Source organism: Geminicoccus sp. (assembly GCF_035556675.1).
GTDB lineage: Bacteria > Pseudomonadota > Alphaproteobacteria > Geminicoccales > Geminicoccaceae > Geminicoccus.
On sequence record NZ_DATMFZ010000196.1, the window covers coordinates 1 to 19,115 of the forward strand.

Genomic DNA, 19,115 nt, shown 5'->3' on the forward strand with positions numbered 1-19,115 from the left:
GCCTTGGTGATGCCGCCCTGCAGGATCGCTTGGCAGAAGGAGCCGTTGCGGCCCATCTGCTTGGTCATCGCCAGCACCTCGACGCCCAGCTTTTGGCCGGCCTCCGCCAGGAGGCGCGCATTGGCTGTGACGGCATCGAGGTCGATGACATAGGCGTTGGCCGGGATCCGGCCGGCCTGGTGCAGGGCGATCGCCGCCTCGATCAGGCGCGGGTTGCGGCGGCGCAAAAGGTCCAGGAACATCGTCGTCGCCTTCTTGATCAGCGATTCGGTTCGCGCAGGGTAAGCGCCACGGCCGCCAGGATGATGAGGCCCCGGACCATCATCTGCTCGCTGACCGAGAGGCCCATCAGGATCAGGCCGTTATTGAGCATGCCCATCAGCAAGGAGCCGATCAGCGCCCCAGTGACGGTGCCGATGCCGCCGTTCAGCCGGGTCCCGCCCACGATCACCGCGGCGATCACCGTCAGGAGGTCGGTCTCGCCCAGCGTATAGCGGGCGCCATGCAGCCGGCCGGCATAGAGCAGGCCGGCGAGCGCTGCGGTCGTGGCGCTGATGACCAGCACGGCCAAGCGGACCTGCTCGATCCGGATGCCGATCGCGCGCGCGGCGCGGGCATTGTCCCCGGTGGCGTGGACATGGGCGCCGAACCGGGTCTCCCGGTGAATGAAATGGCCGATCCCGACCACCGCCACCGTCCAGAACACCAGCGAGGGGATGCCGGCGAGGCGGCCGGCGCCGAACAGATTGTTGAACAGGCTCTGGGTGATCGGCACCGACTGGAGGTTGGTGAGCCAGCGCGCGACCCCGGCCAGGAGGCCCATGGTCGCGAGCGTCACCAGGAAGGAGGGCAGCCGGGCATAGGCGACCAGGGCGCCGTTCAGCAGGCCGATGCCGATCCCGGCACCGAGCCCCGCCAGCACCGCCAGCGGCCAAGCATATTCCCGCATCACCATCGCGGCGATCAGGGCCGAGATCGCGACCACCGAGCCTACCGACAGGTCGATCTCGCCGGCCGTGAACACGAACACCATGCCCACCGCCATCACCGTCACCGGGCGGTCTGCTGGACGATGTTCAAGAGGTTGGTCGAGGTCAGGAAGCCGTCGTCCCGAAGGACGACGGCGAACAGCGCGAAGATCAGCAAAAAGCCGACATGGACGACGTAGCGGGACGGGTCGATGCCGCGCAGCGCGGAGGTCATGGCCTGGTCACTGTTCGAGGAGCGAGGCGGGCGGGTTGCGATGGAGCGAGCGGTTCCAGCCATCCCTGACCGTGTCGCTGGTCACCGCCAGTGCGTCCACGACAAAGAAGGGCTCGACCGTCTGTCCGAGCAGGCCCAGCGCTCCGGCGCGGGCAACGCCGACCCCGATCGCATAGGCCTCATCCGCCACGATCGCCGCGACATTGCCGCCCTGCACCATGTCGAGCGCCAGGGGCTCGGACAGGTCCAGGGTCACGATCTTCGTGTGGGTGTTGCCGGCATTGCGCAGTGCCGCCAGGACCAGTTCGGCCGGCTCGGCCCAGGTGACGTAGATTCCGTCCAGGTCCGGATGCTTGGTCACCAGGGCATTGGCGATGTCCTCGGCACGCGCGGGATCGGCCAGGCCCTGCTCCACGGCGATCGTGATGTCGGGATACTCGTCCAGGATCGTCTGCCGGAACGCCTGGTCGCGCTGGTTGGTCACGTAGAAGTCGGCATCGTGGAACACGTAGCCGATCTTGCCCTTGCTGCCGATCACCTCTGCCATGGCCTGGCCGGCCTTGGCGCCCATCTGGGCCAGGTCGTCGGACACGACGGTGACGTAGTCCTTGCCCTGCACGTAGCCGTTCGGCGAGTTGTCGACGAACACCAGCTTCGTGCCGGCCGCCTGGGCCGGGGCATAGGCCTCGGGCGCAGTCTCCGGATCGACCGGCAGCGAGAGGATCAGGCTCGGCTGCTTGGCCATCACCGTTTCCACGTCGCTCATCTGCTTGGCGGCATCGAAGCCGGCATCGGTCTGGGCCACGACCTCGATGCCGAGCCGCTGCAGCTCGTCCATTGCCCCGGCATTGACCGCGGTCGTGTAGTCCGAGGAGGTGTGCCAGACGAGGGCGGCGGTGAAGCCGCCAGCCCTGACCGCCGCTTCCTGTTCCGGGGTCAGTGTCAGCTGCGCGGCCGGCGTGGCCGCCTCGCCATGCGGGCCGCTGGTGGGTTTGGGCGCAGCCTGGCTGCTGCCGGATGCGGCCAGCAGAGCCGCCAGGGCCAGGGGACCGAGCGCACGTCGCTGCATCTTCCTTCCTCCCGTCACTGCGCCTCGAGCACCGAGGCCGGGGCATCGCGATGCAGCGAGGTCTGCCAGGCTTCGGCGACATTGGCCTTGGTCACGGTCAGCGCCGGCGCCACGATGAAGGGCGGCGCTTCCTTGCCGAGCAGGCCATAGGCGCCGGCGGTGGCCATGGCCACGCCCAAGCCATAGGCCTCGTCGGCGACGATCGCGGCGACATTGCCGTCCTGGACCATGTCCAAGGCTACCGGCTCGGACAGGTCGAGCGTCACGACCTTGGTGGTGCTGTTGCCGGCGGCGCGCAGCGCGGACAGCACGCCTTCGGCCGGCTCCGCCCAGGTGACGTAGATCCCGTCCAGGTCGGGATGCTGCAGCAAGAGGGCGCTGGCGATCTCCTCGGCGCGGGCGGGGTCGGTGATGCCCTGCTCGGCCACGATCGTCATGCCGGGGTGGTCAGCCTTGATCGTGTCCTTGAACGCGTTGTCGCGCTGGTTGGTCACGTAATAGGCGGCGTCATGGAAGATCCAGGCGACCTTGCCCTGGCCGCCAAGGGCCGCCGCAAGCGCGTCCGCCGCCTGCTTGCCCATCTGGAACAGGTCGTCGGTCACGATCGCCACATAGTCCTGGCCCGCGACGAAGTCCTTGGGCTGGTTCGACAGCAGCACGAGCTTGGTGCCGGATGCGATCGCCGGCCGGAACGCCTCGGCCGAGGTCACCGGGTCCAGCGGCAGGGCCAGGATCACCGAGGGCTGCTTGGCCAGCACCGTCTCGACGTCGCTCTTCTGCCTGGCGGCATCGAACCCGGCATCGGTGGTCGCCACCACCTCGATGCCCAGCTCTTGGAAGGTATCGGTGGCGCCGGCGGTGACTGCGGTCACGAAGTCGGACGAAGTGTGCCAGAGCAGGGCCGCGGTATGGCTGCCCTCCTTCAGCCGGGCCTTGTCCGCGTCGGTCAGGCTCAGCGCTGAAGCGGGGGTCGCCTTCTCGCCGTTCGGGCCGATGGTCTCGCCGGCCATGGCCGGCAGCGTCGTCAGCAGCGTCGTGGCGAGCAGGAGCCCGGCGATCATTCGTCTGGTCAGCAGCATGTTTGCCTCCCTGCACCGGCCAGGAACAGGGCGAGGGCGAGGATGCCCTCCCGGTATTCCTGGAGCGGGACTCGTTCCTCGAAGGTATGACAGATCCGGATGTCGCCTGGCGCGAAATACACGGCCGGAATGCCGCGCGCGGTCAGGAAAGACGCTTCCGACCAGAACGGCGCGCCTTCGATGGCACCGCGCCCCGGCGCCGCGGCCTGGATGCAGCCGATCAGCCGGCGCAGCTCGGGTTCGTTCGGTAGCGTCTCAAACGGGATGCCGCCTACCGGATGGTCGCGGCCGGCCGGGTAGCCAATCTCGACCCGGATGTCGGGGTGCAGGGCGGTTCCGTGGAGCGCCGCTTCCATGGCCAGCCTGGCCTCGTCCAGGTCCTCGCCCGGGCGCAGCTTGCGGATGAGCGAGACGCGGCAGGTTTCGGGCACGGCGATGAACCCGCCGCCCTCGATCCCGGTCACCAGGAGGAAGGAGCCGCCGACCAGCGGATGGTCGGCTGCTTGGCGGATCCTCTCGTCATGGGCCCAAAGTGCCGACAGGATCGCATGGGTTGCCTTCAGCGCGTCGACGCCTTGCTCCGGCACGCCGAAATAGGCCGAGCGACCACGGACCGTGATGTCGGCGATGAAGAAGCCGATCTGGGCGGCATAGACGTTCAGGCAGCTGGGCTCGACATAGACGGCGAAGCCCGGGCGGGGGAGGGTGCCGTCGTCCAGATCCCTGCAGAAGTGGCGCATTCCGGCACTGATGCCGGAGCCGGGCTCGCCGCTCTCCTCATCGCCGACGAAGGAGAACTGGACGTCCTGGGCCAGCGGAATGCCGGCCTGATCCAGCAGATGCACGGCTGCCAGGGTCATGCAGATGCCAGCCTTCAGGTCGGCGGCGCCGCGGCCCCAGAGGCAGCCGTCGACAACGGCGCCACCAAACGGATCTTCGCGCGGGTCACCGGCCCAGCGCTCCCGCCAGCCGCGGACATGAACCGTGTCGGTATGGCCGATCAGGAGCACCGGCGGCCGGTCGCTGCCACTGCGCCGGGTCGCGGTGACGTTCGGTCGGCCAGGCAGGAACTCTGCCGTCCGCACATTCTCGGCGCCGAGCCGGTGCAGCTCATCGGCGAGCAAGGCCGCGAACGCCGCTTCCGTACCGGTGACGCTCGGCACGCTCACCGCGCGCCGCAGCAGGTCCAGGACGGCCGTCTCGTCGAAGCTGGCGACGAGCCTGGCGTGGAGGTCGCTCATGCCGCAGCGTCCGCATAGGGTTGTGGCGGTGGCCCGAATTCGGCCGGCAGATCGGGCAGGCTGAACAGCTCGTTGTGCAGCTGGTGGAGCGCCATGGCGATCGCACCCATCAGCGTGGCCCGGTCGCCGAGTGCGGCAGGTTCCACTGGCACCGGGCGCGGCAGGCAGTCGGCTGTCAGCCGGCGCACCCGCTCCAGCAGTTCCGGGCGGATGCCGATGCTGCCGCCGAGCACCACCTGCTCCGGATCGAGCAGCGACGTCACCGACAGGATGGCCAGGGCCAGAACACGGGCCGTCGCGTCGATGGCGGTCACGGCGGCCGCATCCTCCGGCAGCCGATCGAAGATCGCCCGCACCGTGGTGGCGGCCCCTCCGCCGGCGGCTTGGTAGGCCTGGATGATCCCGTGCGTACCGATGCCGCGCTCGAGCGCGCCTACCTCCCGGCTTTCTCTAGTGAACGGATCGGCCCCGAGCGGCAGATAGGCGATCTCGCCCGCCCCGCCGCGCGCACCACGGACCAGGCGGCCGTCGATCAGGATGCCCATGCCGATCCCGGTGCCCAGCGCGATGAAGACCAGGTCGCGGCAGCCGATCCCGCGTCCCTGCCATTGCTCACCGATGGCACCGAGATTCACGTCGTTCTCGATGAGCGACGCCTGGCCCAGCAGCCTGGTCAGGCTGCCGACCACATCGAGACGATCGAAGTCCGGCAGGTTGGGGGCCAGCTCGATGGCTCCGGTCGAGCGGTCGAGGACGCCAGGGCTGCCGATCACCACCATGCGCAGCCGGTCCGGCGGGATCCCGGCACGACGGAGCAGCTCCTGGTGGAGCGTGCCGATCTGCTGGACCACGGCCTGGCCACCACGCGGGTTGGTGTCGATCACGTCCTCGGCCACGATCGCGCCCGTCAAGTCCGCCAGCCCAGCCCGGATCTTGGTCCCGCCCAGGTCCACGCCCATGACATAGGCGGCGGCGGGCTCGATCCGGTAGGTGATCGCGGGACGCCCGGTGGCGCTGCCGACCTGCCCGACCGCCGCGACCAGGCCCGCTTCCTCCAGGACCCGCACGACTTCCGAGATCGTCTGCTTGGACAGGCCCGTCGCCCGTGCCAGCTGCACGCGGGAGACCGGGCCCTTCCGCAGGATCATCGCCGCGACGTTGCGCACCGAAAGCTGGCGGAGGATCGGACGGTCGGTCATCGCGGCCTAGTTCGTCAAGATGACGAACTAAGTTTGCGTGTTACGAGGACAAAGATCAAGGGCAGGAAGGATGGATGACCACGGATGCCCAGAAGCTGATGGCCCAATCAGCAACGTAAACGCCTGAGAGCCAGATCCTCTTCCAAGGATCCTCGCGGGCAGGCATCCAAGGTGCTGGAGGTCAAATGCCTTCTGAATGCCCTGTCTGTCTCCATCGTACGGGCGGTGCCGTGAAGAGCCTGCCGGTACAGCACTTCCTCCCAGTCGTGATGCTCAAGCGTAACTACACCATTAGGCCATATATCCAGCTCCTCCAGCTCCGCCCGTCAGAACATCGAGCGGGTGACGTAGTCGGTTGAGGCGAGCAGGATCAGGATCGAAAGCCAGACGGCCGCGCCCAGTGCCACCAGCCGCACCACTCCGCTGGCTTCGTTCAGATGCATGTAGAACCAGAAGATCAGGCCCGCCTTGGCCAGGGCGATGCTGATGCTGAACATGAAGCCCCAGGGGCCGGACAGCAGGAAGCTGGCAGTCACGGTCAGCGCCAGCAGCACGAGCAGACCCGTCCAGACCAGGATCAGCGGGCGCAATCCGGTCATGATCTCACCGCGCCAGGTAGAGGATCGGGTAGAGAAACACCCAGACGATGTCGACCAGGTGCCAGTAGAGGCCACAGACCTCGACCCTTACCGCCTGCTGCGGGAGCGCGATGCGGCGCTTAAGCAGGAGCCAGGACAGGCCGCTCACCAGCGCGATGCCGATGGTCAGATGGATCGCATGCAGCGCGGTCGCGAACAGATAGAGGTTCATGAAGAGCTGCTCGACCGGACCTGCAAATTGCGGCGGATCGCTCAGGATCGGGAGCTGGCCTTCCCGGTATTCTGCATGATATTCCTGGGCCTTCAGGCCCAGGAAGGCGAGGCCGAGCCCCACCGCGGCGAGCAGCCAGGTCGCCGCCGGGCCGGCACGCGCCCGTCGGGCGAGATGGACCGCGGCGGCCACCGCGAGGCTGGAGGTCAGCAGCACGACCGTGTTGATGGCGCCGATCCACAAATGCAGCCGTGCCGATGCCGCGACGACCTCCTCGGGATGGAGGAAGCGGTAGATGACGATCACGATGCACAGGCCACCGAACAGCATGAGTTCCGTCGCGAGGAACAGGTACATGCCCATCATGTCGGCCTCGTGCTGCTGGCCGGCTTCCTGATAGGGATCGTGGACCTGGACCTGCTCGGTCATGCGTCGTCGTCCCGCTCGACATGGTAGTCGTAGGGCGGGCCTGTCACCACGGGCACCCGGGCGAAATTGTGCTTGGGCGGCGGCGAGGGCACCGTCCATTCGAGCCCGGTGACATCCCAGGGATTGGGACCCGCCGGCTTGCCGTAGCGCATCGACCAGAACAGGTAGACGAAGGGCAGGAGATAGGCGACGCCGAGGATGCCGGCCCCCAGCGACGACATGACGTGCAGCACCTGGAACTCGGGCGGATAGACGTGGTAGCGCCGCGGCATCCCGAGATAGCCCAGGATGAACTGCGGGAAGAAGGTCAGGTTGAAGCCCAGGAAGATGAAGATGGCGGACAGCCGGCCCCAGACCACCGCGTAGGTCCGCCCGACCATCTTCGGCCACCAGAAGTGCAGCGCACCGAAGAAGGCGGACACGGAGCCGCCCACCATGATGAAGTGGAAGTGCGCCACGACGAAGTAGGTGTCGTGGACATGCACGTCGATCGCGAGCATCGCCAGGACCAGCCCGGTCAGTCCGCCCACCACAAACAAGCCGATGAAGCCCATGGCGAACAGGAAGGGCGGGTCCAGCGAGATGTGGCCTTTGTAGAGGGTCGCGGTCCAGTTGTAGACCTTGATGCCGGACGGCACCGCGACGGCCAGGCTCAGGAAGGAGAACACGGCGCTGGCATACATGGACTGGCCGGCCACGAACATGTGGTGCCCCCAGACCAGAAAGCCGATCACCGCGATCGCGATCGAGGCGCCGGCCACGAACTTGTAGCCGAACACGGGCTTGCGGGCCGCGGCCGCCACCAGCTCGCTGACCACGCCGATGGCCGGCAGCACCATGATGTAGACCGCCGGATGGCTGTAGAACCAGAACAGGTGCTGGTAGAGCAGGGGATCGCCGCCCAGTGCCGGATCGAAGATGCCGATGCCGAACACGCGCTCCGCGGCGATCAGCGCCAGGGTGACCGTCAGCACCGGGGTGGCCAGCACCAGGATGATCGAGGTGGCGTAGTGCGACCAGACGAACAGGCGCAGCCGGCCCCAGGTCATGCCCGGGCAGCGCAGCTTGTGCACGGTGACGATGAAGTTGAGGCCGGTCAGGATCGAGGAGAAGCCGACCACGAACACCGCCGTGGCCGCCAGCACCACATTGCCGTTGGCGTACATGGAGGAGAGCGGGGTGTAGAAGGTCCAGCCGGTGTCGACGCCGCCGGCGACCAGGACGAAGATCGTGACCAGCCCGCCGATCATGAAGATGTACCAGCTGATGAGGTTGAGCCGCGGGAAGGCCAGGTCGCGGGCGCCGATCATCAGCGGGATCAGGAAGTTGCCGAAGGTGTTGGGGATCGACGGGATCAGGAAGAACCAGACCATGATCACGCCGTGCAGGGTGAAGGCACGGTTGTAGCCTTCGTTGGTCAGGAGATCGGCCTGCGGCGTCAGCAGGTCCACGCGGACGAAGGCGGCGGCCACCCCGCCCACGAAGAAGAACAGGGTGACCGAGATCAGGTAGAGGATCGCGATCCGCTTGTGGTCGGTCGTGAGCAGCCAGGAGCGCAGCGTATGCCCGGCGCGCAGGTAGCTGCCCCGCTCCACCCGCGTCTCGGACAGGCCCCGGTCGTCCAGGTTGGTCTCGTCCGGCCGGTCGTCCGCCAGGGCCGCGTCGTCGGTCATTGCCGGTCGCTCCAGCGGGTGCCACTCCGCGACTTGATGTAGGCCACCAGCTTCAGCACCTCCTCCTCGCCCAGCACGTTCTGGAAGGTCGGCATGATCGGGGGATAGCCGGCGGCGATCTGCGCCTGCGGCAGGAGGATGCTGTCGCGGATATACTGCTCGTCGGCGGTCACGACCGAACCGTCCTGCAGCGGTACCGGCTTGCCGTACAGGTCCTCCAGGGGCGGGGCGTGGACGGTCGCGGCCGGGCCGTGGCAGCCGCTGCAGCCATGCGTCCGGAACAGGATCTCGCCCTGTGCCGCCAGCGACAGGTCGACGTCCGCCCGCTCCAGCCATGCCGTATAGTCGGCCGGCTCCATCGCGATGAACCGGCCGCCCATGATGGAATGATCGGTGCCGCAGAACTCCGCGCAGTGGAGCCGGAACTCGCCCGGCCGGTCGGCGGTGAACCAGATGGTCGTGTATCGCCCGGGAAGGACGTCCTGCTTGATGCGCAGGGCGGGGATGTAGAGGCTGTGGATCACGTCCTGCGAGGCCATGGCCAGCCTGACCGGCTGGCCCACCGGCACGTGGAGCTCGTCGATCTCGCGCTGGCCGCCCGGATGCTGGAACTTCCACATCCACTGCTTGCCGACTGCGTCGATCTCCAGCGCGTCCGCCGGGGGGCGGTACAGGTCGAAGTACAGGCTGGTGGCCCAGACATAGAAGCCCAGGACGAGCAGGAAGGGGATCAGCGTCCAGGAAATCTCCAGGCCGACCTTCTGGTTGACCGGGTGCCTGCGGTCGGCCGCCCGGCCGCGGCGGTAGCGCACGGCGAACACGACGATCAGGACGAAGACCGGTGCCGACAGGAGGATGATCAGGACGAAGAACGCGCCCAGCAGCGTGTCGACCTGGACGCTGTGGGCCGAGGCCTGGCTCGGCCAGAGGCTGAAGACGCCGTTCATGACGGCTGCCCCTGCCCACGGCGCCGCTCGCGCAGCAGCGAGCGGCCGATCAGCCCGATCCCGGCAAGGGCCGTGCCGACGCCGGCGATCCGCAGGACCGTCCAGATCACCGGACCGTAGCGCCCGGCCTGCGGGTCGTAGTGATAGCAGAGCAGGAGCAGCTGGTCGGCCCAGCCGCCGATCCGGCCCTCGCCCGCCTCGGTGAGGGCCAGCCGGAGGTCGGTGGGATCCGGGGTGAGGCCATAGAGCCAGCGCGAAAGACGGCCGTCCGGGGTCAGCAGGGCGATGGCGGCGATGTGGGCGTACTGGCTGATGTCATCGTCCCAGGCGTAGCGATAGCCCAGTGCGTCGGTGACGGCGGCGACCTCGGCGGCCCCGCCGGTGAGCGCATGGAAGCCTTGGGCGGTGACGCCGGGAAAGGCCTGGCGCAGGTCGGCCAGCTGCGCGGCTGCCTGGACCGGCCCCTCCGCCGGGTCGATGCCGAAGGCGATGACCGTGAAGTCCCGGCCTGGCCGGAAGCTCTGGGCGCGGATCGCCTGGGCCAGCCCGGCCAGCGTCACGCCACAGATGTTCGGGCAGGCGTGCAGGACCGGCGCCAGCAGGATCGGCCTGCTCCGGGCGAGCGCACGCAAGGTCACCGTCCGGCCGGCCTCGTCCCGGAAGGGCCGGTCGACGGGCACCACGGCGTCGGGCCGCCGGTCGATCCCGGTGCGGGTGAACGGGTCGAAGCCGGTGGCGGGCAGGGGCAGCAGCACCAGGACCAGCAGGAGGACCGCGCGGATCATGGTGCCGGCTCCCGGGGAACATTCCGCCAGCCTTGCTGCGCCACTTCCTCCATGGCCTGCTCGATCGGGATGCGCACCCGCCCGGCCGCCCGGTCGGTCCAGGCATAGCCCTGCAGCATCGCGCGGGCGCGCTGCTCGATCACCATCCGGTCGTGCTGCGGCGACAGCTGCAGGCGTGGCGCCGGCGGGACCAGTGCCGTGCTCTCCAGCCCGGTCCGTACCGGCCTGCGGTCATGGCGGTCGAGCAGGACGAAGAGGCCGGCGACGAAGCCGATGGCGAACAGGATCCCGGCGATCAGCAGGCCGGTCATGTAGAGGACGTTGCGTGGTTTCACGTCGGTCTGCTGATAGCCCGGACCCGCGACATGGCGGCCGGGGTCCTGCGCACCCTCGCGGCTGACCGCCGTCACGAGGCCGCCTCCCGAACGTCATCGTCCACCGGGCGAAGACGACGAGCCATGGCTCCCGCGGCCACAGCCCCGGCAGCCGACAGCAGGCCCAGGCCGAGCAGCCCAAGAACGGCGGCCAGGAAGCCGAGCGCGCCGGCTGGCCCCAGGGCGGGCAGGACCAGCCACAGGCATTCCATGGCCTTGCCTGCCAGGACCAGCAGTCCCAGGACCAGCAGCCACCCCCGCGAGCGGCGGACCGGCGTGAACAGCAGCAGCACGGTGGGCAGCAGATGGAGAGCCGTCAGCGCCTGCAGCAGGACCGTCCAGCCGCCGCCCGTCCGCGTCTCGTACCAGCGCACGCCCTGCGGCAGGTTGCCGGACCAGATGATGAAGTACTGCATGAAGGAGAAGTAGGCCCAGAGGAGGAGGGCAGTGAGCAGGAGCCCGCCCAGGACGCCCGGCCGGTCCACCGGGCCCGCCAGCAGCCGGGCGACCATCAGTGCCGCCAGCCCGATCGTCATCTGGATCGACACGACGTAGAGGCCGTAGCCGGACGAATGGAAGTCCGGCTCCAGCGACATCAGCCAGTCCACCGCCATCGTCGTCCCGGCCAGGACGAACAGGATCAGCCCGGCGCAGGACAGCGGCGTCGACCAGGACCGGCGCAGCATGAGGAGGGCCGCCAGCACGAGGCAGCCCGCCCAGAACAGGGCGGTGCGCAGCACGAAGAACCATGGCGTGAGGTAGACGGCCCGCATCCCCTTCGGCTCGACCCCTTGGGTCCAGTCGTACAGGACGTGCATGCCGAGCAGCACCGGCAGGACGGCCGCCACGCCCAGCGGCAGGAGGAGCATGGCCGCCTCGGCGGTGGGTGCCAGCTCCTCCGTCCACTTGCCCGGGATCAGGCGCATCATCATCACCAGGACGAGGGCACCGATCGGGACGCTCGTCCAGAACAGGAAGGCCGAGAGCCAGCCCCCCAGCGCCTGCCGTGGCGACCACAGGACCAGCAGGAGTGCCAGGAGGCAGGCAGCGGCCCCGGCGACTGCCGGCCGGCGCGCATCGGTGCCGAGGAGCGTCTCAGCGGTCATCGGCCGCCTCGCGGATCTGCGCGCGTTCCTCGGGCGAAAGGGCGGCGACGTCGGTGTCCTGGCTCTGCTGGAGGGCCTGCACATAGGCCGCGATCGCCCAGCGGTCGGCCGGCGCCACCCGGTCGGCATAGGAGTACATGACCCCGTGACCCTCCGTGATGACCTGGACGACGTAGCCGGGCGGTGCCTGGCGCAGCCTCGGGATATGGAAGCTCGGTGGCTGCGGGAAGCCGCGGTCCGGCACCGTGCCGTGGCCGTAGCCGGCGAAGTCGTGGCAGACGGCGCAGTAGATGCCGAAGCGCTCCTGGCCGCGCTGGAGCAGCGCCATGCTCATGGGCGGCCGCTGCTCCAGCGTGGCCTGCAGGGCCGGGTCGTCCCGGGCGACCGTTCCTTCCGGCGGCGCCTGCATCGATTTGCCGTCCGGAAAGAGGCCGCTCTGTTCGTAGCTGTCGTAGCGCGGCTGCTGGTCCATCTCGTCGCAGCCGGAGAGGAGGGCCGCCAGCAGGCCGAGGAGCAGCCGGGCCTTCATTCCGGTTCCTCGGAATGCTCGACCAGCTCGATCCGCACCGGGTCCAATTCCTCCAGGAAGGCGCGGGTACGTTCCTGATGGAACTTCGGGTCGGAGCTGAACACGACCAGGAAAAACTTGTCGGAGGTGGCGAGGTGGAACGCGTCGACGCCGAACAGCGGGTGGTGCAGGCGTGGCAGGTGGTTGAGGACCAGCATTCCGCCGATCGAGAACAGGACCGCACCCAGGACCATCAGCTCGAAGGTGATGAGCATGAAGGCCTGGGGGGCGATCAGCGGCCGTCCGCCCACGTCGATCGGATAGTCGAGGTTGGTGTAGACCTGCATCCCGTAGCCGATCGCAGCACCGAGCACGCCGCCCAGCAGGGTGAGCCAGGGCACGCGCTCGTCCCGGAAGTCCAGCGCCTCCGCCAGCCCCTCGACCAGGAACGGCGAGAACGCGTCGATCTGGCGAAAGCCCGCCGCACGGGCGAGCCGGACGCTCTCGATCAGGCGCTCCGGCCGGTCGAACTCGGCGAGCAGGCCATAGGCCTCGGTATGGGGGGAGGGCTCACGCACGGCGCTGCTCCTCGTCCTCGAACAGGGCCTCCTTGATCTCGGATGCGGAGATGACCGGCAGGAAGCGGACGAACAGCAGGAACGGGACGAAGAAGATGCCGAGCATGCCGACGAACAGCGACCAGTCCCAGAAGCTCGGCTGGTACTCGCCCCAGGACGAGACCAGGTAGTCCCGGTACAGGCTGGTCACGAGCAGCATGTAGCGCTCGAACCACATCCCGATCGTGACGGACAGGCCGATCAGGAACAGCCAGAGCGGGTGGCGCCGTACCGTGCGGAACCAGAGCAGCTGCAGCGGCACGAAGTTGCAGAGCACGGCACCCCAGTAGCTCCACGCGTACTGGCCGGTGAGCCGGTCCATGAGCGTGCCGAGTTCCTGCTGTTCGCCGGCATAGAGCACGTCGAAGACCTCCGCCCAGTAGCCGTAGGCGGTCATCAGGCCGGTGGTCAGCAGGAGCTTGCCGAGCAGGTCCAAGTGGCGCGGCGTCACCAGGTCGTAGAGCCTGAGCACGTGGCGCAGCGTGATGGCGATCATCGCGACCACGGCGAAGCCGGAGAAGGCGGCGCCCAGCACGAAGTAAGGCGGGAACACGGTGGAGTTCCAGCCGGGGATGGGCCCGGCCGCGAACAGGAGCGAGATCTCCGAATGCACCGAGACCACCAGCGGCACCGCAATCGCGGCGGTGAGGCGGTAGGACTGCTGCCAGCGCCGCCAGTGCCGGGCGGAGCCCCGCCAGCCCAGCGCTGCCAGGCCATAGAGCACCCGGGCACGCCGCTTCTTCGCCCGGTCCCTGGTCGCGGCGAGGTCCGGGACGATCCCGATGTACCAGAACAGGAGCGAGACCAGCAGATAGGTCAGGACCGCGAAGAAGTCCCAGGTGAGCGGGCTCCTGAACTGCGGCCAGATCGTCATCGTGTTGGGGTAGGGGGCCATCCAGTAGAACAGCCAGGGCCGCCCCAGGTGCAGGATCGGGTAGAGCCCGGCGCAGGTGACCGCCACCAGGGTCATGGCCTCGGCGAACCGGTTGAGCGAGTTGCGCCAGTGCGCGTTCAGGATCAGCAGGAGGGCGGAAATCAGCGTGCCGGCATGGCCGATGCCCAGGAACCAGATATAGTTGGAGATGGCGAGGCCCCAGTTGACCGGGATGTTGTTCCCCCAGACACCCACGCCGTTCCAGAACAGCACAGTCGCCGAGACGAAGAAGGTCAGCAGGAGCAGGAGGGCTATGCCGAAGCAGATCCACCAGCCGAGCTTGTCCGGATAGTGCAGCGGGATCCGGGTGATCTCCTCCGTGATCTCCGCGTAGCGGTCCCGCGGTGCGGTGATGGCGTCCTCGCTCATGCACCCCCGTCCGTCTTCTCGATCCGCGCCAGGTAGGTCGTGCGCGGCCGCGTGTTCGCTTCCTCCAGGAGGCTGTAGTCGCGCGGCCCGGCCTTGCGCCGGGACACTTCCGCCTGCCGGTCCAGGACGTTGCCGAACACGATCGCCCGGGTCGGGCAGGCCTGTTGGCAGGCGGTCACCACCTCGCCGTCCTCGATCTCCCGGTCCTCGATCTTGGCAGCGATCCGGGCAGCACTGATCCGCTGCACGCAGTAGGTGCACTTCTCCATCACGCCCCGGCTGCGCACCGTGACGTCGGGGTTGCGCATGGCCCGGACCGGCTCCGGATCGTCGCCCGTGTAGTCGAACCAGTTGAACCGCCGCACCTTGTAGGGGCAGAAGGACGAGCAGGTCCTGGTCCCGATGCAGCGGTTGTAGACCTGCAGGTTCAGGCCGTCGAAGCTGTGCACGGCGGCATTGACCGGGCAGCCCATCTCGCACGGCGCCTTCTCGCAATGCATGCACGGCACCGGCTGGAAGTAGGACTTCGGCTCGTTCGGGTCGCCCTCGTGGTAGTGGTCGACCCGGAGCCAGTGCATCTCGCGGCCCATCGCCACCAGCTCCCTGCCCACCATCGGCACGTTGTTCTCGGCCACGCAGGCGACCACGCAGGCGTTGCAGCCGATGCAAAGGTCGACATCGATCGACATTCCCCAGGACGGGCTGTCCCAGTGATCCTGCGGGAACAGTGTGGGCTTGCCCGCCACCTCCGCGTCGATCGTGGCACCGGTACCTTCGGCGGGCTCGTCCGGCAGGTCGGCCGGATCCACGATGCGCACGAAGTCGAACCCGTCCATCGCCTGGTGAAGCTGGGTCGTGGCGACGTCCTGCCGCTCGCCGGTCGCGGTGAGGACAACGTCCTGCCGGTGCCATTGGTGCGGATCGTCGCGCAGGACATAGGCGTCGTAGCCCAGGTCCTGGCCGACCTGCCCGACGCGGCGGCGCCCGTAGCCGAACGTCGCCGTGATCGTGCGCTCGTCCTGGCCGGGCATGATCCAGACCGGGCCGGTGACGCGGCGGCCATCGGCCTCGACCGCCACCTCGTCCGCATTGGCGAGACCGCGCTCCGCCGCCAGCTTCGGCGAGATCAGGATCACGTTGCCCCAGGTGATCTTGGTCAGCGGCCTGGGCAGTTCCTGCAGCCAGGCATTGTTGGCAAAGCGACCATCCCATACGCAGGGGTCCGGGCGCAGCGCCAGGACCAGCCCGTCGCCCGGGTCCTGCCCGGGAGGCTGTGCGAGCGGGCCGCCCGTGACGGCGGGCGTGACGGGCGGCAGGGCCGTGCCGGCCACGAAGCCCTGGTACAGCGCGCTGCGCCACCGGCCCTCGAACGCTTCGCTCCAGGCCTGGCGCCAGGTCTCGCTCACGATCTGCCGGTCGCTCCGCTGCCCGGTGCCCAGATTGTCCAGGATCGTGTGCGCCGAGCGGGTCGCGTACAGGGGGCGGATCAGGGGCTGGACGATGCTGACCGTGCCGTCCACCGCGCGCGCGTCGCTCCAAGCCTCCAGCTCGTGGTGGAGGGGGACGTGCCAGTGACTGTGCTCGGCGGTCTCGTCGTAATGCGTCCCGGCGTGGAGGCGGAACGGCACCTGTTCCAGGTGCCGCGCAAAGTTCAGGCCGTGTGCTGCGTCATAGACCGGGTTGCAGCCCAGCATGACCAGCGATGTGACCCGCCCCGCCGCCATGTCCGTCACCAGCGCCGGCAGGGAGCGGCTGCCGTCCGGCGGGGCCTTGGCGATCGGTTCGGTGAAGGTCAGCGTGCTGCCGATGCCGCCCAGCCGGTCGGTAACGAGCAGGGCCAGGGCCTGCAGCTCGGCCGGGTGGTGCGCGCCCACGCTCACCAGGCTCCGCCCGGGCCGGCCGTGCAGGGCCTCGGTGACCGCCCGCAGCCAACGCTCCTCCCGCTCGCCCGGTTCCGCCGCGGGAGCCGCCGTGATGCCAAGCCTCGCCGCGAGCGCACGCACGAGCACAGCGATGCGCGATGGCGAGGCCGGCAACCGGTCCTCGGCCATGGCACCGGTAATGGAAGGAGTCGGCTCCGCCACGAACAGGCGACATTCGCCGTTACGCCGCTGGCGCGCCTGGCGCCGCATCGACCAGTGCTGGGCGTTCAGGACCTGGCGCGGACCCGGTCCCAGCAGGTCATCGTCGAACGACACCACGATCTCGGCCACGTCCAGCCTCGGATGCTGGTCGAGCGAACGCCCGAAGACTATACGCGCTGCCTCAAGGCGCAGGTCGCCGCTCACCGGTTCCGAGACGTGCCAGCGCGCCCGCGGCCATCTCGCCAGCATCGCGTCGATCTGGCGGGACAGGGTCGGCGAGGTGACGGTGCCGGTCAGCAGGCGCAGGCCCTCGCCCTGCCGGAGGTCGGTGGCAGGCACCTGCCCGGCCATCGCCAGGTCGAACGCGTCCCAGGTGGCGTTGCGCCCCAGGTGGCGCGGCGCCTGCGAGCGGTCCGGGTCGTAGAGGTCGAGCAGCGAGGCCTGGAGGAAGGGATCGGTGGTCCCGAGGCTGGCCGGATGTTCCGGGTTGCCTTCGAGCTTCACCGGGCGACCGACCTCCGTCTTGCCCACGGCCGGCTGGGCATAGCCTGCCAGGGTCGTTGCGGTGGCGTACCATTTCGGCCGGCCGGGCGTGACGAACTCCGGCGCCTCGACATAAGGCAGGGCTGCCTCGTCGGCCTCGCCGTCGCAGCCGGTGAGCCCCGCCAGGGCCAGGGAGGCAGCCATCACCTTGAGGATGGCGCGCCGGTCGACCCTGTCCGCCGCCGGCGCCAGCGACGGGAATTCCGCTTCCAGCCAGGTGCGGAAGGACGGTGTCCCCGCGATCTCCTCCAGGCTCCGCCAGAAGGACCGCCCGGTCCGTCCGCGCAGCAGGGCACGGATCTCGTGCGCGGCAGGATGGTCGGGCGGGTGGTCGGGCATGCTGCTCATCGGTGGCAGACGTTGCAGTCGTCGAGCTTGGCAGGCTCGATGCCGTGGGCCTTCACCATGGCCTGGCCATACGCTTCGTGGGCCTTCGGGTCCCAGTCCGACCAGTCCATGCGGGTGACCTGATCGGGTGGCCGGAGGTTCGGAGCCGGGTCACGATGGCAGTCCAGGCACCAACTCATCTGGAACGGTCGGGCTCGTGCCAACAGTGGCATCCGGTCGACGCGCCCGTGGCAGGTGACGCAGGGGACACCACGGTCGATGTGGATCGCGTGGTTGAAGTAGACATAGTCCGGCACCCGCGCGACCCGCTGCCAGGGGATCGGGCGTCCCGTGGCCAGGCTCTGCCGCACCGGCTCCAGCATGGGCGCGCCCGCCCAGATCTGCGAATGGCAGTTCATGCAGACATGGGTCGGCGGCAGCCCGGCCTGGGCGCTCGTCTCGACCCCGGTGTGACAGTACCGGCAGTCGATCCCCAGCCCGCCTACATGATGTTCATGGCTGAAGGGCACCGGCTGGTCGCGGACCCAGCCGACCATCGTCATGTAGCCCGATTCAGCATAGCCCCCCAGGAAGAGGCCGCCAGCCAGCACCGCCAATCCCGCGATCAGGACAGCCGCACGCAGTCGCGTGTCTGCCGAAGCGGTGAAGATCTGGGCCATCTACCTCAAGCAGGCCACCTTCCTGCTTGCTCAACAATACGCTTGCGAAAAGGTTTCCACGCCCGTTCGTTGTCCCGGTTTTGGGGCCAGGCTGCCTCGGCTGCTGATGGGGTAGATCTCCATAGACATCCCGTTCCTGCTTTGATCGGTTGGGTTACCGTCGTCCCAGAAGAGAGAGATCGTAGTTCCGCAAGAGATCCTTCGGATCCCGGTAGATCTCGGCGCAGCCGGCCCGACGTAGATCCGCTTCAGGAAAGCCTCCGCATAATAATCCGATTGTGACAATGCCGGCGGCACCGGCGGCTTCGGCGTCGTGTGGGGAATCGCCGATCACCACAGCTTGGTCGGCCGGAATGGCCAAGCGCTTCAAGGCAGCCTGGAAGATGTCCGGAAACGGCTTGGATCGCTGGGCGTCGTCGGAGGAAGTTTTCTCACTGACCAGGCCGCGGACGCCGGCGATCTCCTCGAAACTGGCCAGCTCATCCTGCTTGGCCGACGAGGCGATGGCAGTTCGTTTGTCATCGGTCAGGATGCGCCGGAACAGGTCCGGTACACCAGCGAAGCCTCGCACCTTCGGCAGGCACTCCTGCTGGAACAGATGCTTGCGGAACTGCTCCATGTCCGCGCCCAGCCGGTCCACTTCCTCCTCGGACAAGAAGACCGGCATGAGTTGATCGCCACCCTTGCCTATCTGCGAGCGGATGGCCGTAAAGTCGATCTGAAAGCCGAACTGCGTAAAAGTGCGCTGCCAGGAGGCAGCGTGCAGATCGACGCTGTCGATCAGCGTGCCGTCCATGTCGAAGATGACAGCCGTGATCATGGTGGTTCCGATGCAGTGAGGGAGACGGCCTCTGCAACGATCTCACGGTCTGACCGTTCCATCGACGACCTGTCGGTAGGAGGTGCTAGCTGCCCATCTTCTTTTCATCTTCCATAATCTATCGACCGACACAGCATCGAACCGGTTTAGTCGTCAGTTGCCTGCTCCTGGGCTTCCCACTGCCACATCACCACCAGCCACCCTGCCTCCAGCCCCGCCACACCGTGCTGCCACAGCACCAGCTTGGCCGCGTGGCCAGCTGCGACCAGCGTGACTTGGCACAGCCGCGCCAGCCGCTCGGGCAGGGGGCCGGTACGT

The 19,115-nt window shown here is 68.3% G+C and carries 19 protein-coding genes and 1 pseudogene; all 20 read right to left on the minus strand.

The window, feature by feature from the left end; translation table 11 throughout:
- Positions 1-242, minus strand: a pseudogene (locus VNS22_RS14215) (YhfX family PLP-dependent enzyme); the annotation flags it as partial.
- 17 nt (positions 243-259) lie between these two features.
- On the minus strand, positions 260-1,045 hold the full coding sequence (locus VNS22_RS14220) for an ABC transporter permease (protein ID WP_325733523.1): 786 nt from the start codon (positions 1,043-1,045) through the stop codon (positions 260-262).
- A 5-nt stretch (positions 1,046-1,050) separates the two neighbouring features.
- Entirely contained in the window at positions 1,051-1,203 is a 153-nt protein-coding gene (locus tag VNS22_RS14225) for a hypothetical protein (RefSeq protein WP_325733489.1), read from the minus strand.
- A gap of 7 nt (positions 1,204-1,210) precedes the next feature.
- Positions 1,211-2,272, minus strand: a complete 1,062-nt coding sequence (locus tag VNS22_RS14230) for a substrate-binding domain-containing protein (protein WP_325733491.1) — start codon at positions 2,270-2,272, stop codon at positions 1,211-1,213.
- Positions 2,273-2,286: 14 nt separating this feature from the next.
- Positions 2,287-3,351 (minus strand): substrate-binding domain-containing protein, encoded by a 1,065-nt coding sequence (locus VNS22_RS14235; protein WP_325733493.1) that lies wholly within the window; start codon positions 3,349-3,351, stop codon positions 2,287-2,289.
- The gene (locus VNS22_RS14240; protein WP_325733495.1) at positions 3,342-4,592 is read right to left on the minus strand and encodes a M20 family metallopeptidase; all 1,251 of its coding nucleotides are present in this window, start codon (positions 4,590-4,592) and stop codon (positions 3,342-3,344) included. Before VNS22_RS14240 ends, VNS22_RS14235 begins: the two co-directional genes overlap by 10 nt.
- A complete protein-coding gene (locus VNS22_RS14245; RefSeq protein ID WP_325733497.1) occupies positions 4,589-5,791 on the minus strand; it encodes an ROK family transcriptional regulator in 1,203 nt (400 codons plus the stop codon). The genes VNS22_RS14240 and VNS22_RS14245 overlap by 4 nt, the downstream gene beginning before the upstream one ends.
- Before the next feature lie 326 nt (positions 5,792-6,117).
- The gene (locus VNS22_RS14250) at positions 6,118-6,390 is read right to left on the minus strand and encodes a cytochrome C oxidase subunit IV family protein (protein ID WP_325733499.1); all 273 of its coding nucleotides are present in this window, start codon (positions 6,388-6,390) and stop codon (positions 6,118-6,120) included.
- A 4-nt stretch (positions 6,391-6,394) separates the two neighbouring features.
- Positions 6,395-7,030, minus strand: a complete 636-nt coding sequence (locus VNS22_RS14255; protein WP_325733501.1) for a cytochrome c oxidase subunit 3 — start codon at positions 7,028-7,030, stop codon at positions 6,395-6,397.
- Positions 7,027-8,703 carry a cytochrome c oxidase subunit I gene (locus VNS22_RS14260; RefSeq protein WP_325733503.1) on the minus strand — a complete coding sequence of 559 codons (1,677 nt, stop codon included), beginning with the start codon at positions 8,701-8,703 and terminating at the stop codon, positions 7,027-7,029. The genes VNS22_RS14255 and VNS22_RS14260 overlap by 4 nt, the downstream gene beginning before the upstream one ends.
- On the minus strand, positions 8,700-9,650 hold the full coding sequence (gene coxB, locus VNS22_RS14265; protein WP_325733505.1) for a cytochrome c oxidase subunit II: 951 nt from the start codon (positions 9,648-9,650) through the stop codon (positions 8,700-8,702). Before coxB ends, VNS22_RS14260 begins: the two co-directional genes overlap by 4 nt.
- Positions 9,647-10,435: an SCO family protein gene (locus VNS22_RS14270; protein WP_325733507.1), complete on the minus strand. Its 789-nt coding sequence runs from the start codon at positions 10,433-10,435 to the stop codon at positions 9,647-9,649. Before VNS22_RS14270 ends, coxB begins: the two co-directional genes overlap by 4 nt.
- Positions 10,432-10,845 (minus strand): hypothetical protein, encoded by a 414-nt coding sequence (locus VNS22_RS14275; RefSeq protein WP_325733509.1) that lies wholly within the window; start codon positions 10,843-10,845, stop codon positions 10,432-10,434. Before VNS22_RS14275 ends, VNS22_RS14270 begins: the two co-directional genes overlap by 4 nt.
- Complete coding sequence (locus VNS22_RS14280; protein ID WP_325733511.1) at positions 10,842-11,915, minus strand: hypothetical protein; 1,074 nt, start codon at positions 11,913-11,915, stop codon at positions 10,842-10,844. The genes VNS22_RS14275 and VNS22_RS14280 overlap by 4 nt, the downstream gene beginning before the upstream one ends.
- Complete coding sequence (locus tag VNS22_RS14285; protein WP_325733513.1) at positions 11,905-12,444, minus strand: cytochrome c; 540 nt, start codon at positions 12,442-12,444, stop codon at positions 11,905-11,907. The genes VNS22_RS14280 and VNS22_RS14285 overlap by 11 nt, the downstream gene beginning before the upstream one ends.
- Entirely contained in the window at positions 12,441-13,001 is a 561-nt protein-coding gene (locus VNS22_RS14290; protein WP_325733514.1) for a DUF3341 domain-containing protein, read from the minus strand. The genes VNS22_RS14285 and VNS22_RS14290 overlap by 4 nt, the downstream gene beginning before the upstream one ends.
- On the minus strand, positions 12,994-14,343 hold the full coding sequence (gene nrfD, locus VNS22_RS14295) for an NrfD/PsrC family molybdoenzyme membrane anchor subunit (protein WP_325733515.1): 1,350 nt from the start codon (positions 14,341-14,343) through the stop codon (positions 12,994-12,996). Before nrfD ends, VNS22_RS14290 begins: the two co-directional genes overlap by 8 nt.
- Positions 14,340-17,318, minus strand: a complete 2,979-nt coding sequence (locus VNS22_RS14300) for a TAT-variant-translocated molybdopterin oxidoreductase (RefSeq protein ID WP_325733517.1) — start codon at positions 17,316-17,318, stop codon at positions 14,340-14,342. Before VNS22_RS14300 ends, nrfD begins: the two co-directional genes overlap by 4 nt.
- Entirely contained in the window at positions 17,315-17,977 is a 663-nt protein-coding gene (locus tag VNS22_RS14305) for a cytochrome c3 family protein (RefSeq protein ID WP_325733519.1), read from the minus strand. The genes VNS22_RS14300 and VNS22_RS14305 overlap by 4 nt, the downstream gene beginning before the upstream one ends.
- A 154-nt stretch (positions 17,978-18,131) precedes the next feature.
- A complete protein-coding gene (locus VNS22_RS14310; protein WP_325733521.1) occupies positions 18,132-18,797 on the minus strand; it encodes an HAD family hydrolase in 666 nt (221 codons plus the stop codon).
- Positions 18,798-19,115 lie beyond the last annotated feature (318 nt).